Below are 13,510 nucleotides of genomic sequence, written 5' to 3'. Positions count from 1 at the left end.
GAAATATTTCAATCCGGGTTAAACAATGCCGAGGCTTCAAGGTCATAGGCTGCGCTCGACCACGGCGAGGAAGAAAGCCGTGGCGAAGGTTATTCATCTGCCAAAGAGAAAGGGGCTTTAATGCGTTCGATCATCGGAGTAATGCTGGCGGTACTGATCACGCCATTGGCTCAGGCCGAGCTGATAGACGAAATTGCCGACCGGGGCGAACTGCGCATTGCCGTACAGGCCGACAACTCGCCGTACGCTTTCAAGGAAAATGACCACCTGACCGGTTTCGAGATCGAGTTTGGCCAGGACCTGGCCAAGGAACTGGACCTGCGCGCCGAGTTCATCGAAGCCCCTGCGGCAGAGGTACTGCCCGGTGTCGAGAGTGGCAAGTACGACATCGCACTGACCCCGTCGAGCGAATCGCCCAAAGGTGACGGCCAGCTCGATGTGAGCCTGCCGTTTGGCGAGAAGCAGCTGGTGATCCCGTTCCAGAAGAACAACCCGGCGTTCGAGAGCGCGGTGAACAATGCACTGCAGCGGCTCAAGGACAGCGGGCGGACTGCCGAGCTTGAGCAGAAGTGGTTCAAGGGTGTGCCTGAGACTGCGTCCGGGCAGTAAGTTCTTTATTGCCTGTACTGGCCTCTTCGCGGGCACGCCCGCTCCCACAGGTTAATCACAGGCCCGGGAGCGGGTGCTATCCCTGTGGGAGCGGGCGAGCCCGCGAAGCGGCCGGTACAGGCTTAAGCTGAAAGCCCGGCCAGAGCCTGCTGTGCCTCGTCCAGCTCCAGCTCGCTGAACACCAGCACCCCCGCCCGCCGCAGCAATGCCGTGGTCACTCCTTCCCCGGCCACCTTCACACCACTGAACGTGCCGTCATAGGTCAACCGGTTGCCACACGAAGGGCTTCCGGCCTTCAGCACGGCCACACGAATGCCATGCCGGCGCACCAGCTCCAGCGCCCGCTGCGCCCCGGCCAGGAACTCGGCGCTGACATCCTCGCCCGTCACCGTCAGCACCTGCGCGCCACCGTCGAGCACCTCCCCACCCTGCCCGCCCGGTATCTCTGCAGGCGGCCGTGGGGTCGGCAAGCCACCGGCCACTTCCGGGCACAACGGCACCACGCGCCCTTCGGCCTGCCAGCGCTGCAACAGGTCGGGGTGGCCACTGGCGCGGCCGTCATAGCGCACCGGCTGCCCCAGCAGGCAAGCACTGACCAGCACCTTGGGCAGGTCAGAACGGGTCATTGCCACGGCGCCGGAACCAGCCGGTCAACGAAAGCCGCTCACGCCCTGCCGGCAGCACCTCATGGGGCACCTCGCCCGACAGGAACACCACCAGGCAGCCCGCCACCGGCTCGACATCATGCTCGACACCGTCCGCCAGGAACATGCGCAACTGGCCACCGTCCTGCGGCTGCCAGCCTTCATTCAGGTACAGGACTGCCGACACCATGCGCCGGTCATCATCGCGGAAGCGGTCCAGGTGCCGGCGATAGAACGCCCCCGGCGGGTACAAGGCAAAATGGCACTCGAAGTCTTCCAGGCCGAGGAACAGGCCCTGGTTGATGGCCTGGCGCAGCTGGTCCATGGCGCTCAGGTACTGGTCGCAGGCCTCGGCCTGGCCGGGGTCGATCCACTGGATCTGGTCGCCGCGAATGGCCTCGCGCACCTCCTGGGCAGCACCGCGCCCAACCCCTGCGGGGTTGAGTTCGCCTTCGGCATCACGGCGCCGGCACTCAGCCGCGAGCGCGCGCACCAGGTCGGCAGGCAGAAAAAGCGCCTGCTGGGACCAGCCATGGGTGACCAGATCGTCGACGACGGCCGCAAGCATCGGGTGTTCAGGGGAGATGTGCATGGCGCGCATCATATCCATTAGCCATGTCGGCGCACAGCGCCACTTGGCCGAGAAGCACGCGGATATCTCGACAAACCGGCGCCCGGCCACGGACAATAGCCACCTGCCGACAGGAGTCCTGAATGCGCCGTCTGTTTTCCCTGATTCTGCTGATGATCTGCACCGTGCCTGTCTGGGCAGACAACCTGGATCAACTGTACAAGGCCGCCGGCTGGCCCGACCAGCGCGCCCATTTCAATGATGCCCTGACCGCCGCCCAGGAACGCTACCGCAACAGTTTGCCACCCGCCGTGTACCAGGCGCTGGTAAACAACAGCAACCAGCGCTTCCAGGCCCAGGCGGTGGACCGTCGCGCCCAGGCGCAGCTGCGCGCAACCCTGGCCAACCCGGCACCAGCGCTGGCCTTCTTCCGGTCGCCGCTGGGGCGCAAGGTGGTGGCTGCGGAGCTCAAGGCCACCCGCAAGGACGAACTGGCCAGGAATGCCAAGGGCTTGCCGAAGATCCAGGCCAGCGATGACCGCCTGCTGATAATCGGCCACCTGGCCCAGGCCCTGCCGGCGCGCGAAGCCGGCGCCGAAGTGAGCCTGGCCATCGCTGGCGTGGCGGCCGACAGCCTCAGCTCGATGATCCCCGGCCTGTTCGGCGGCGGTCAGGCCCAGAACCTGCTCGACGGCCAGCGCCAGCGCCTGATGGGCCAGATCGGCGAAGACCTCAACAACACCCTGCTGTATGTCTATCGCGACCTGTCCGATGCCGAGCTGGAAGAGTTCGCCACCTTTGCCGAGTCGCCAGACGGCAAGGCTTACTACCAGGCCGCCCTGGCCGCAGTTCGCGCAGGCCTGGCGGTTGGCCAGAGCAGCAGCGACCTGAAGTGATCAGCCCAGGCGCTGGTCGATGAAGTCGAAGTAGCGCTGGCGAATGCCCGGCAGCTCGTTGGCCAGGTGGTGACGGGCCTCGGGCAGCATCAGAATCTGCGGCTCGGCAAACTTGGCCTTGAGTACTTCGAGGTTGTACGGCCAGTCCACTGTGCCATCCGCTTCTCCTTGCACGATCAACGGCCGCCGCGTGCTGCGCGGCGCGGCCTCGATGCGTTTGACCCAGGCAATCAAGGCCCCCACCCAGGCCGTTGGCAGGCGGCGCGGTTGCAGCGGGTCGGCTTCGAGGAACGGCAGGAAGGTCGGGTCATTGGTGTTCTCGCTGAAGCGCCGCTCGATGCCATTCACGAAGTGACGCAACACGCGATAGCTCAGCTTCGACCAGCGCCAGGCACAGGGCCGCACCAGCGGTGCCAACAGGATGACCTGGCCATCGATGGGGCTGCGCGCGCCTTGGTACAACAGGTGGTCAACGGCGATGGCGCCACCGGTGCTTTGCCCGCACAGGTGCCAAGGGCGCGGCAGTTTCAGCGTGCGCGCCTGTTCGAACAAAGCCTCCAGCACCTGCTGGTAAACCGCGAAATCACTGATGCTGGCCCGCTCGCCGCTGGACAGGCCATGGCCGGGCAGGTCGCAACTGATCACGGCGAAACCCTGTTTGAGCGCCCAATCGATCACATGCCGGTAGAGGCCCATATGGTCGTAATAGCCGTGCAGCAGGAATAGCGTCGCGCTCGGCTGCTCGGGTAGCCAGGCCTGCCCGACCAGCTCGAAGCCTGCGGCCTGGAAGCCGCCCAGCCAGCTGTGGGCCGAAAGGTTCAGGCCATAGAAGCGCTGGTAGTCCTGCGCCTGCGCCGACAACGGCTGGCGAGCGGTCAACGGCGCCAGGCTGGTGCGCAGGAGGTCTGGGTGAAAGGCAGCGGGCATCGGGTACATCCACAGTGAAGCAAGTATTGATCTGGGATATTCAGCTCTGGCTGGCGTCGTGGCAAGCTTGGGCTATGTATCACCTGTACCGGCCCTATCGCCGGCAAGCCAGCTCCCACAGGTTGCCTGCCGGCCTCAGGCCTGGTGATATCCTGTGGGAGCTGGCTTGCCGGCTATAGGGCCAGTGGACCCACCACAAGAAACTTACAGACATCCATGCCGACCCGCCTTGCCAAACCAGTCCTGATCGCCCTCGCCTTGCTGCTCTGCACCACTTTGGTCTGGCAGGCCTACACCACCTTCCAGGCCCGCTACCTGCGCCCGTTCGACAACAAGGCCACGCTGTTCGACGGCAGCCAGCTGCAGTTGCCCGCCGAGCTGGCCGGCCCCGGCCCGATCCGGGTAGTGCATTTCTGGGACCCGGCGTGCCCGTGCAACGTCGGCAACCAGCAGCACTTGGGCGACCTGGTCAGCCAGTTCGCCAGCCAGGGCGTGACCTTCCATGTGCTGCAAAAGCCCGACAGCCACGGCCAGCTGCCCGCCAACCTCACCGCCCTCAAGCCACTCGCCAGCGTGCCCGGCAGCGAACACCTGCCCGCCTCCCCGGCCGTGGCCATCTGGGACCGGCAAGGCCACTTGGCCTACTTCGGCCCCTACAGCGAAGGTGCGGTATGCAATGCCAGCAACAGCTTCATCGAGCCGATCCTCAAGGCGCTACTCGACGGCCGCCAGGTGAGTGCCTCAAATACCCTGGCGGTGGGCTGCTACTGCCCCTGGGCCGGCTGACGCACCCGCGCAGGGTTGCCCACCACCACCGCGCCTGCCGGCACGTCACGGGTGACCACACTACCGGCACCCACCACGGCGTTATCGCCAATGGTCACCCCCGGCAGGATGATTGCCGCGCCGCCGATCCACACGTTGTTGCCGATGGTCACCGGCCGGCCACTCTCCAGACCAGTGCGGCGCACCTCGGGGTCGAGCGGGTGGTCGGCGGTATAGATCTGCACGTTGGGGCCGATCTGGCAGTCATCACCGATATGCACCGGCAGCACATCGAGGATCACGCAGTTGAAATTCATGAAGGTATTGCGGCCGACGCTGATGTTGTAGCCATAGTCGCAATAGAACGGCGGGCGGATTACCGCGCCTTCGCCGACCTGGCCAAAGTGCTCGACCAGGAGCCCATGACGTGCGTCGTTGAGCAATTCGATACTGCTGTTGTAGCGGTGCATCCAGTGCTTGTTGGCGATCTGCTCGGCCTGCAGCTCGGGGCAGCCAGCGTGATAGAGCTGGCCTGTAAGCATTTTCTGTTTTTCGCTGAGGGACATGGAAACTCCTTCCTGGGGCTATGCTCTGTTCGCGAATCCGCCGATCATCGGACCACATTTTTCGCTTGAACGCACAAGGAGCCTGCATGAAGCGCAGCCTGACCCTGTTGGCCGTGGTGGTTGCCGTGGCCGCCGGCGCCGGATACTGGTACGTGCAGGGCAAGCTGCCGCAACGCGAGGGCGAGGTGGCCATTGCCGGCCTGCAGGCGCCGGTCAGCGTGCGCTACGATGCCCGCGGCGTGCCGCACCTGCAGGCGCAGAGCGAGCCAGACCTGTACCGTGCCCTCGGTTACGTGCATGCCCAGGACCGGCTGTTCCAGATGGAGATCCTGCGCCGCCTGGCCCGGGGTGAGCTGGCCGAGGTGCTGGGCGACAAGCTGCTGCCCACCGACACCCTGTTCCGCAGCCTGCGCATTCGCGAACAGGCGGCACTGATGGCCAAGCGTCAGGACCGGCAATCGCCCGCCTGGCAAGCCCTGCAAGCCTACCTCGACGGGGTGAACAGTTGGCAGGCCAGCCACCCCAAGCCCATGGAATTCGACCTGCTCGGCATTACCCCGCGCCCATTCAGCGCCGAAGACACCCTGAGCATCGCCGGCTACCTGGCCTACAGCTTTGCCGCCGCGTTTCGCACCGAGCCCGCGCTGACCTACATCCGCGACCAACTGGGCCCTGAGTACCTGCACATCTTCGATCTCGCCTGGCAGCCCGAGGGCGCCTTGGGTACACCGCTGGCCGCTGCCGACTGGCAAAGCCTGGAAGCCCTCGCCCGCCTCAGCCATGACGCGCTGGGCGATGCGGGCATCCCGCAATTCGAGGGCAGCAACGCCTGGGCCGTGGCCGGCAGCCGCACCCGCAGCGGCAGGCCGCTGTTGGCCGGCGACCCGCACATCGGTTTTGCGGTGCCGGCAGTGTGGTACGAGGCAGAGCTGTCGGCGCCGGGCTTCAACCTGTATGGCTACTTCCAGGCGCTAAACCCGTTCGCCCTGCTCGGCCACAACCGCGACTTCGGCTGGAGCCTGACCATGTTCCAGAACGACGACGTCGACCTGATCGCCGAGCGCACCAACCCGACCGACTCCAACCAGGTGATGGTCGATGGCAAATGGCAGGCGCTGGAAAAGACCGAGCAACAGATTGCCGTCAAAGGCGAAGCACCGGTCACCCTCAGCCTGCGCCGCTCGCCCCATGGCCCGATCGTCAACGACGTGCTGGGCGCCACTGCCGGGCCCACGCCAATCGCCATGTGGTGGGCGTTCCTGGAAACCGAAAACCCGATCCTCGAAGGGTTCTACCAGCTCAACCGCGCCGATACCCTGGGCAAGATGCGCGAGGCCGCGGCCAAGGTGCATGCGCCGGGGCTGAACCTGGTGTGGGCCAATGCCCGTGGCGATATCGGCTGGTGGGCGGCGGCGCAGTTGCCGATCCGCCCCGACGGCGTCGACCCCGCGTTCATCCTTGACGGTGCCAGTGCGCAGGCCGACAAGCTCGGCTTCTATCCCTTCAGCGTCAACCCGCAGCAGGAGAACCCGGCGCGCGGCTACATTGTCTCGGCCAACTACCAGCCTCCGGCGGCGGTGCCGATACCCGGTTACTACAACCTGCCGGACCGAGGCCGCCAGCTCGACCGCCACCTGGCCAACGCCGAGGTGAAGTGGGATACCCAAAACAGCCAGGCGCTGCAGCTGGACACTGCCAGCGACCATGGCCCGCGCACCCTTGCACCACTGCTGGCAACGCTGCGCGCAGTGGCCGAAGGTGACGAAGAGAAGGAGCTGGTCGAGCAACTGGCAGCCTGGAGCGGCGACTACCCTCTCGACTCGACCAGTGCCACGCTGTTCAACCAGTTCCTCTACGAGCTGGCATTCGCGGCCCTGCATGACGAGCTGGGCGACACCTGGTTCCCGGTGCTGATCAGCACCCGCGCCATCGACGCAGCCCTGCCGCGCCTGGCGGCGGATGCCGATTCCCCGTGGTGGAACACCCGCGGAGCCAACCAGCGCACCGACCGTACCGCCGTGGTGCGCACTGCGTGGCAGAACAGCTTGAAGCACCTGCGGGAGACCCTGGGCAGTGACCCGGCCAGCTGGCAGTGGGGCAAGGCCCATACCCTGACCCACAACCACCCGCTGGGGGTTAAAAAGCCGCTGAACCTGCTGTTCAACGTCGGCCCGTTCGCCGCACCGGGCACTCATGAAGTGCCGAACAACCTCTCGGCGAAGATCGGCCCGGCGCCATGGCCGGTGACCTATGGGCCGTCGACGCGGCGGCTGGTCGACTTTGCCGATGCCGGGCAGGCGCTGACCACCAACCCGGTCGGGCAGAGTGGCGTGCCGTTCGACAGGCATTTTGCGGATCAGGCCGAAGGGTATGTGCAGGGGCAGTACCAGAAGGCGCAGATGGGGGTGATTCCGGCGCAGAGTACCTTGCGTCTGGTGCCAGCACCGTAGGGGCCGCAAAGCGGCCCCCGACATTTTCGAATTTTCTACAACACTTCCAGCCGAGACCCATTGCATGCAAAGACACTTCATCGAAATCGACGGCGCCCGCATGAGCTACATCGACCAGGGCCAGGGTTTTCCGGTCCTGCTCGGCCACAGCTACCTGTGGTCCGCCGAGATGTGGCAGCCACAAATCGAAGCCTTGTCAGCACACTTCCGCGTCATCGTCCCCGAGCTGTGGGGCCACGGCGGCTCCGATGCTCCGCCTGCCACGACCATCGACATGAACAGCCTGGTCCGCCAGCACCTGACGTTGCTGGACAAACTGGAAATTACCAAGTGCCACCTGGTCGGGCTGTCGGTAGGCGGTATGTGGGGCGCACCGCTGGCCGCTACCCATCCTGAACGAATTGATCGCCTGGTGCTCATGGACACTTACCTGGGCGCCGAGCCGGAGGAGACTCGGCTCAAGTATTTCGCCTTGCTGGATGCCGCCAGCGAAGCCGGCGAATTCAGCGACCTGCTGCTCGACATCATCGTGCCTATTTTTTTCCACGCAGGCGGCCAGACCGTGCCTGAAATCCGTGAGCGGTTTCGTGCTCAGCTGAAGGCAAGCAGTGCACAAACCATTCGCGAGAGCCTCGATCCCATGGGGCGGATAATCTTTGGACGACACGACCTGCTGGAGCAACTCAAACAGCTGCCGAGCGGGAGAACCATCCTGATGTGCGGCGACCAGGACATTCCGCGGCCGCCGGAAGAGTCCAATGAAATGGCGCGGATCATTGGCTGCCTGGCGGCGCAGATTCCGGTTGCGGGGCATATCTCCAGCCTGGAGAAACCGCGGGTGGTGAATGAGTTCTTGCTGAATTGGCTACCGCGAAACCGTTGAAGTCATTGGGGCCGCCTTGCGGCCCTTCGCGGGCTCGCCCGCTCCCACAGGGTCCTGCATACGCCGATCAATGTGGGAGCGGGCAAGCCCGCGAAGGGCTGCAAAGCAGCCCCAATGGCACAGTCACCCCTGCCACTTGCCCCCTTCCACAATCACGCTTTCCGGCTTGGTGTCATCGCTCAGTTCCTTGCGCACATACTGGTCATACAGCTTCAGCAGAAACTTCTCCTCCCCCAGCTTGGCCAGCTCGGCATTCACCCAGTCACGCAGCTCGGTGTTGCCCTTCTTAACCGCCGGTGCAATCGGTGCCTCGTCACCCAGCAGCTCAGGCATCACGCGGTAACCCGGGTTCTGCTTGGCCCAGCTGAACAGAATCAGGTTGTCCTGCGCATAGGCATCGCCACGCCCGGTGGCCAGCGCCTGCAGCGACTCGCTGTTCTTCTCGAACTTGAGCAGTTTCCAGTCCGGGTGGTTCTTGGTCAGCCAGATATCAGCGGTAGTGCCGGTGGTGACGATGATGGTCTTGTCGGCCAGGTCGTCGAGCTTCTGCACCGGGCTGCCATCCGCGACGATGGCCTGCACGGCAACGCGCAGGTTGGGGTTGGTGAAGTCCACCGCTTCCTTGCGCTCCGGGGTCACGGTCATGTTGGCGAGGATCAGGTCGACCTTGTCGCTCTGCAGGAACGGGATACGGCTGGCCGGCTCCACGGCAACAAACTCGACCTTGTTTTCATCACCCAGCAGGTCCTTGGCCAGGCGCCGGCCGATATCGGTGTCAAAGCCCACGTAGCGGCCCTGCTCATCGACGAAACCGAACGGTGGCTTGTCGGTGAACACCCCGACAATCAGCTTGTCGCGGGCCTTGATGGTTTCCAGGTAGCTGGTGGCCGGCGAGGCCGCCGCGGGCTTGGGTGGTTCTTCAGCCTTGTTGCAGCCGGCCAGCAGGGCCAGGCCGAACAACGGCGCCAGCAGTTTGGTGAGGTTGGCAGTTTTCATGACAGTTCCTTGTGCAGTGTCTTCGGCAGGCTTTCTACGAAGGAGAATTTCTCCAGGAACTGCTGCGCGCGTGCGGTCCGCGGTCGTGTGAAGAAGCTCTCGGGGTCGCCCTGTTCAAGGATCCTGCCGGCCTCCATGAACACGATGCGGTCGGCCACCGCGCGAGCGAAGGCCATTTCGTGGGTAACGATAAGCAAGGTCATGCCGTCGCGGGCAAGGCCCTGGATCACCTGCAGCACCTCCTTGACCATTTCTGGGTCGAGGGCCGCGGTAACCTCGTCGAACAGCATCACCTCGGGGTTCATGCATAGCGAACGCACGATGGCGATGCGCTGTTGCTGGCCCCCGGACAACTGCCGGGGAAAGGCGTCGCGCTTGTCCAGCAGGCCGACCCGCGCCAGCAACGTCTCGGCCTGGGCCTGGGCTTCGGCGCGCTCGCGCCTTTGCACCTTGAGCGGGCCAAGCAGCAGGTTGTCGATCACGCTCATGTGGCCGAACAGGTGATAGCTCTGGAATACCATGCCGACCCGCTGGCGGATCTCGCGCCAATCGGTGCGCGGGTCGAGCAGCTCCTGCCCGGCCAGGCGCAGATGGCCGCCCTGGGCCTGCTCCAGGCCGTTGAGGCAGCGCAGCAGCGTGCTTTTGCCACAACCGCTGGGGCCGAGGATGACCACCACCTCGCCGGCCGCCACCTGGAGGTCGACGTCCTTGAGCACCTGGTGCTCGCCAAAGAACTTGTTGAAACCCTGGAATTCGATCAATGCGCTCATGAGTGGGCCCAGCGGCGTTCCAGCACGCGTGAAGCGGCGGACAGCGGATAGCAGACGATGAAGAAGAACAGGAACAAAGCGCCGTAGATCAGCACCGACTCGTAGGTGCGCTCGATGATCTGCTGGCCGGCCTTGATTACCTCGACCACGCCGATCAGCACCGCCAGCGAGCTGGTCTTGATGATCCGCGTGTAAATGTTGATGGTCGGCGGGGTCATGCGCTTGAGCGCCTGTGGCAACAGCACGTAGCCATACAGCTGCCAGCCGGCCAGGCCGATCGACAACCCCGCCTCGCGCTGGCCGCGCGGCAGCGAGCGCAGCGCGCCACGCACCACCTCGCCCACCTCGCTGGCGCCCCACAGGCCCAGCACCAGCACCGCGCACCAGAAGCTGGGGATGCTCAATGCCAGGAAGATCGGCAGGCCGAAGAACACCAGGTACAGCCAGACCAGCACCGGTATGGCACGGAACAGCTCCAGGTACACCTGCAAGGCAATGTTCAGGGCCCGGTTGCCCAAGGTTGCCAGCACGCCATAAAGCACACCGCCCAGCGTCGCGAAGAGGATGCCCAGCGCAGAGATGGCCAGGGTCTGCGCCGCGCCGCCAGCCAGCTGCGGCAATGCCTGCAGCAGCAGTTCAGACGCCGAACTGGCCATGTTGCAGCCTCCTTTCGACATAGCGCAGCAGCAACGACAGCGGCAGGAACAGCAGCACACAGAGCAGGGTCAGCACGGTGAGCATTTCATAGGTCTTGTAGTACAGCGCGATGTAGTTCTTGGTGGTGTAGAGAATTTCCGGCACGGCCACCGCCGACACCACGGTGGTTTCCTTGAGCAGGAAGATGAAGTTGGCAAACAGTGCCGGCAGGCTGAGGATGCCGGCCTGGGGCAACACCACATGGCGCAGCAGCTGGCCTTCGGACAGGCCGATGGAGCGCCCGGACTCCAGCTGGGCACGAGGCACGGCCTCGATGCCGGCACGCAGCACCTCAGTGAGGTAGGCACCGCCCATGAAGGTCATGGTGATGATCGCTGCGGCAAAGCCGGAAATCTTCAGGCCCAGGCTGGGCAAGGCGAAGTAGACGAAGAACAGCTGGATCAGCAGCGGCGTGTTGCGGGCCAGCTCCACGTAGGCTTTTACCAGGCGCGACAGGTACGGGGTGCGTAATACCAACAGTGTGGCGTTGACCAGGGCGACCAGCAGCGAGGTGGCGATGGCGATCAGGCCGACCTGCAGGGTCACGCCCACGGCCTTGAGGAAGGCGGGCAGCGTGCCGAGGATGAATGCGGTGTCGAGGGTCATGGTGAAGCAGGTCTGCAGGGTGCGCGTGGGCACGATAGCTAGACTCTAATGATCTAAAAACTTTTTAATAAATACCTTTATAGAATAACCATATCACCGAGACGTCGCGCAGGGACCCTGTGGGAGCGGGCGCGCCCGCGAACACCGGCAAAGCNNTGCCATCCACCGCGTCGCCTGCTTCGCGGGCACGCCCGCTCCCACAGGTAACTATGCCCACAAATAAAAACGCCGACACAAGGGTGTCGGCGTTGGGTCATGCAAGGTAATGCAAGCGCATCAGAACGCCGGCAGCACCGCACCTTGGTACTTCTTGGCGATGAATTCCTTCACTTCCGGGCTGGTCAGGGCCTTGGCCAGTTTCTGGATGGCTTCGCTGTCCTTGTTGTCCGGGCGGGCGACCAGGAAGTTCACGTATGGCGAGTCGCTGCCTTCGATCACCAGCGCGTCCTTGGCCGGGTTCAGGCCGGCTTCCAGGGCGTAGTTGGTGTTGATCATGTCCAGGTCGACCTGGTCCAGCACGCGCGGCAGCATGGCCGACTCAAGCTCGCGGAACTTCAGCTTCTTCGGGTTCTCGGCAATGTCCTTGGGGGTGGCCAGGGCGTTCTTCGGATCCTTCAGGGTGATCAGGCCAGCCTTCTGCAACAGCAGCAGGGCGCGGCCGCTGTTGCTGCCCTCGTTAGGGATGGCAACGGTAGCGCCTTCTTTCAGTTCGCTCAGGCTCTTGACCTTCTTCGAGTAACCACCGAAGGGTTCGACGTGCACGCCGATCACGGTATCCAGGTGGGTGCCCTTGCCTTCGTTGAAGTTCTGCAGGTACGGCAGGGTCTGGAAGTAGTTGGCGTCCAGGCGCTTCTGGTCAACCTGCACGTTCGGCTGCACGTAGTCAGTGAAGACCTTGATCTGCAGGTCCACACCTTCCTTGGCCAGGGTCGGCTTGATCAGCTCGAGGATTTCGGCGTGCGGTACCGGGGTGGCGGCAACCACCAGTTTCTCGGCGGCGGCAGCCAGGCCGGCAAACGACAGGGCAGCAGCCAGGGCAGTGGTCAGCAGGGTCTTCTTCATGGTGGTCCTTGTTCTGGTTCTGGGCCATCGACGATGGCGAATCGGGTGCCCAACCGGTTCACCAGCGGGCGTGAGGCGGACAATACCCAGATTTTTTATTCCGTAACAATATCTTTTATTTAGCTTCTTATTCCAAAAACAAACTGCCATCAGCCACTTTGCTTATGAGCGATGTCTAGCGCGCGGGGTTTGGCAGGTCGAGGTCTTCAGCCAGGATCTCTTCGCCGTCATTCACCAGCAAGGCGAAGTGGATGACGTTCTCCAGTTCACGGGTGTTGCCGGGCCATGGGTGTGCCTCCAGCGCCTGCTGCGCCGCCTCGCTCACCAGCGGCACAGGCCGTTGCAGGCGCACGCTGTAGATGCCCACGAAATACTCGGCCAACGGCAGGATATCGCCTGGCCGCTCGCGCAGTGGCGGCAGCTCCAGCGCCCCCTCGCGCAGGTATTGATACAGGCGCTCGTTGAAGCGCCCCGCGCGCACCACCCGCGCCAGGTCGATACTGGTAGCGGCCACCAGGCGCACGTCCACCGGTTGCGGCTGCGGCGCGCCCACCCGGGTAACCTCGCGGTTTTCCAGGGCGGCTAGCAGCTTGCCCTGGATGGCCAGCGGCAAGTCGGCGATCTCGTCCAGGTACAACGTGCCGCCGTTGGCCGAGCCGAACCAGCCGGCACGGCTGCTGGCTGTGCCACCCTGGCTGCCGGCACTGTAGCCGAACAGCTCGGCATCGGCGTAGGTGGGGCTGATGGCAGCGCAGTTGACCGACACGAACAACCCGCTGCGGTCACTGGCACGGTGGATCTGCCGAGCCAGCAGTTCCTTGCCGGTACCGGTTTCGCCACGGATCAGCACTGGCAAGGGTTGTGGCGCCAGGTGCTCGAGCTCCTCGCGCAGCTGCTGCGAACGTGGGTCGATGAACACCAGCGCCTTGGCGCGGATGCTCAACGGGCTCTTGTCCAGCTCAGGGAAGGTCAGCAACGGCTGGCCAAAAGGGTTTTGAAAAGTCATGACAAACTCCCGCCCCAGGCCTTCAATGGCCGGGCGTCAGGCAAACGGTAAACAGTAAGGGCG

Annotated in this window: 15 protein-coding genes; 5 read left to right on the top strand and 10 right to left on the bottom strand. The window is 64.2% G+C overall.

What is annotated here, in order from left to right; all coding sequences use genetic code 11:
- Positions 1-120: 120 nt before the first annotated feature.
- Positions 121-609 (top strand): substrate-binding periplasmic protein, encoded by a 489-nt coding sequence (locus B2790_RS09790; RefSeq protein WP_286918734.1) that lies wholly within the window; start codon positions 121-123, stop codon positions 607-609.
- A 122-nt stretch (positions 610-731) separates the two neighbouring features.
- Here the strand turns inward: B2790_RS09790 and B2790_RS09785 are convergent, their stop codons facing one another.
- Both B2790_RS09785 and B2790_RS09780 read right to left on the bottom strand, forming a co-directional pair.
- Positions 732-1,235, bottom strand: coding sequence for a DUF523 domain-containing protein (locus tag B2790_RS09785; RefSeq protein WP_286918733.1), 504 nt, complete (start codon positions 1,233-1,235; stop codon positions 732-734).
- Entirely contained in the window at positions 1,222-1,854 is a 633-nt protein-coding gene (locus B2790_RS09780; RefSeq protein WP_084785356.1) for a 2OG-Fe(II) oxygenase, read from the bottom strand. Before B2790_RS09780 ends, B2790_RS09785 begins: the two co-directional genes overlap by 14 nt.
- 113 nt (positions 1,855-1,967) lie before the next feature.
- Here B2790_RS09780 and B2790_RS09775 point away from each other — a divergent pair, with 113 nt between their 5' ends.
- Entirely contained in the window at positions 1,968-2,720 is a 753-nt protein-coding gene (locus tag B2790_RS09775; RefSeq protein ID WP_003258544.1) for a DUF2059 domain-containing protein, read from the top strand.
- Here B2790_RS09775 and B2790_RS09770 read toward each other — a convergent pair whose 3' ends face one another.
- A complete protein-coding gene (locus tag B2790_RS09770) occupies positions 2,721-3,647 on the bottom strand; it encodes an alpha/beta hydrolase (RefSeq protein WP_286918732.1) in 927 nt (308 codons plus the stop codon).
- Positions 3,648-3,863: 216 nt separating this feature from the next.
- Between B2790_RS09770 and B2790_RS09765 the strand changes: the two genes are divergently transcribed.
- A complete protein-coding gene (locus B2790_RS09765; RefSeq protein ID WP_286918731.1) occupies positions 3,864-4,433 on the top strand; it encodes a DUF6436 domain-containing protein in 570 nt (189 codons plus the stop codon).
- Here the strand turns inward: B2790_RS09765 and B2790_RS09760 are convergent.
- Positions 4,412-4,978, bottom strand: coding sequence for a sugar O-acetyltransferase (locus B2790_RS09760; protein ID WP_137162620.1), 567 nt, complete (start codon positions 4,976-4,978; stop codon positions 4,412-4,414). The two genes, B2790_RS09765 and B2790_RS09760, sit on opposite strands and share 22 nt — an antisense overlap.
- An 86-nt stretch (positions 4,979-5,064) precedes the next feature.
- On the opposite strand from B2790_RS09760, the gene B2790_RS09755 reads away from it, so the two are divergent.
- Complete coding sequence (locus B2790_RS09755; protein ID WP_286918729.1) at positions 5,065-7,428, top strand: penicillin acylase family protein; 2,364 nt, start codon at positions 5,065-5,067, stop codon at positions 7,426-7,428.
- A gap of 64 nt (positions 7,429-7,492) precedes the next feature.
- Positions 7,493-8,311, top strand: coding sequence for an alpha/beta fold hydrolase (locus tag B2790_RS09750; RefSeq protein WP_286918728.1), 819 nt, complete (start codon positions 7,493-7,495; stop codon positions 8,309-8,311).
- Positions 8,312-8,434: 123 nt separating this feature from the next.
- On the opposite strand, the gene B2790_RS09745 is transcribed toward B2790_RS09750, so the two are convergent.
- The 6 genes from B2790_RS09745 to B2790_RS09720 form a co-directional block, all read right to left on the bottom strand.
- A complete protein-coding gene (locus B2790_RS09745) occupies positions 8,435-9,307 on the bottom strand; it encodes a transporter substrate-binding domain-containing protein (protein ID WP_286918727.1) in 873 nt (290 codons plus the stop codon).
- Positions 9,304-10,077, bottom strand: coding sequence for an amino acid ABC transporter ATP-binding protein (locus tag B2790_RS09740; RefSeq protein WP_286918726.1), 774 nt, complete (start codon positions 10,075-10,077; stop codon positions 9,304-9,306). Before B2790_RS09740 ends, B2790_RS09745 begins: the two co-directional genes overlap by 4 nt.
- The gene (locus B2790_RS09735) at positions 10,074-10,733 is read right to left on the bottom strand and encodes an amino acid ABC transporter permease (protein WP_025341019.1); all 660 of its coding nucleotides are present in this window, start codon (positions 10,731-10,733) and stop codon (positions 10,074-10,076) included. Before B2790_RS09735 ends, B2790_RS09740 begins: the two co-directional genes overlap by 4 nt.
- Positions 10,714-11,379 (bottom strand): amino acid ABC transporter permease, encoded by a 666-nt coding sequence (locus B2790_RS09730; protein ID WP_075047059.1) that lies wholly within the window; start codon positions 11,377-11,379, stop codon positions 10,714-10,716. Before B2790_RS09730 ends, B2790_RS09735 begins: the two co-directional genes overlap by 20 nt.
- Positions 11,380-11,655: 276 nt before the next feature.
- Positions 11,656-12,441, bottom strand: a complete 786-nt coding sequence (locus B2790_RS09725) for a MetQ/NlpA family ABC transporter substrate-binding protein (protein WP_025341021.1) — start codon at positions 12,439-12,441, stop codon at positions 11,656-11,658.
- A 175-nt stretch (positions 12,442-12,616) separates the two neighbouring features.
- Positions 12,617-13,447 (bottom strand): sigma 54-interacting transcriptional regulator, encoded by an 831-nt coding sequence (locus B2790_RS09720; RefSeq protein ID WP_274078254.1) that lies wholly within the window; start codon positions 13,445-13,447, stop codon positions 12,617-12,619.
- Positions 13,448-13,510 lie beyond the last annotated feature (63 nt).

Source organism: Pseudomonas sp. UBA6753, assembly GCF_002453565.1.
Lineage (GTDB): Bacteria > Pseudomonadota > Gammaproteobacteria > Pseudomonadales > Pseudomonadaceae > Aquipseudomonas > Aquipseudomonas putida_Z.
Note: the sequence above shows the minus strand (reverse complement) of the source record. Positions and strands in the feature narration are given on the sequence as shown.

Excerpts from the sequence above, each read along its gene's own strand:
- B2790_RS09740 (WP_286918726.1), bottom strand. The coding sequence starts at position 10,077 with ATGAGCGCATTGATCGAATTCCAGGGTTTCAACAAGTTCTTTGGCGAG.
- B2790_RS09750 (WP_286918728.1), top strand. The coding sequence starts at position 7,493 with ATGCAAAGACACTTCATCGAAATCGACGGCGCCCGCATGAGCTACATC.
- B2790_RS09725 (WP_025341021.1), bottom strand. The coding sequence starts at position 12,441 with ATGAAGAAGACCCTGCTGACCACTGCCCTGGCTGCTGCCCTGTCGTTT.
- B2790_RS09780 (WP_084785356.1), bottom strand. The coding sequence starts at position 1,854 with ATGCGCGCCATGCACATCTCCCCTGAACACCCGATGCTTGCGGCCGTC.
- B2790_RS09760 (WP_137162620.1), bottom strand. The coding sequence starts at position 4,978 with ATGTCCCTCAGCGAAAAACAGAAAATGCTTACAGGCCAGCTCTATCAC.
- B2790_RS09735 (WP_025341019.1), bottom strand. The coding sequence starts at position 10,733 with ATGGCCAGTTCGGCGTCTGAACTGCTGCTGCAGGCATTGCCGCAGCTG.
- B2790_RS09790 (WP_286918734.1), top strand. The coding sequence starts at position 121 with ATGCGTTCGATCATCGGAGTAATGCTGGCGGTACTGATCACGCCATTG.
- B2790_RS09770 (WP_286918732.1), bottom strand. The coding sequence starts at position 3,647 with ATGCCCGCTGCCTTTCACCCAGACCTCCTGCGCACCAGCCTGGCGCCG.
- B2790_RS09775 (WP_003258544.1), top strand. The coding sequence starts at position 1,968 with ATGCGCCGTCTGTTTTCCCTGATTCTGCTGATGATCTGCACCGTGCCT.
- B2790_RS09755 (WP_286918729.1), top strand. The coding sequence starts at position 5,065 with ATGAAGCGCAGCCTGACCCTGTTGGCCGTGGTGGTTGCCGTGGCCGCC.
- B2790_RS09745 (WP_286918727.1), bottom strand. The coding sequence starts at position 9,307 with ATGAAAACTGCCAACCTCACCAAACTGCTGGCGCCGTTGTTCGGCCTG.
- B2790_RS09730 (WP_075047059.1), bottom strand. The coding sequence starts at position 11,379 with ATGACCCTCGACACCGCATTCATCCTCGGCACGCTGCCCGCCTTCCTC.
- B2790_RS09765 (WP_286918731.1), top strand. The coding sequence starts at position 3,864 with ATGCCGACCCGCCTTGCCAAACCAGTCCTGATCGCCCTCGCCTTGCTG.
- B2790_RS09785 (WP_286918733.1), bottom strand. The coding sequence starts at position 1,235 with ATGACCCGTTCTGACCTGCCCAAGGTGCTGGTCAGTGCTTGCCTGCTG.
- B2790_RS09720 (WP_274078254.1), bottom strand. The coding sequence starts at position 13,447 with ATGACTTTTCAAAACCCTTTTGGCCAGCCGTTGCTGACCTTCCCTGAG.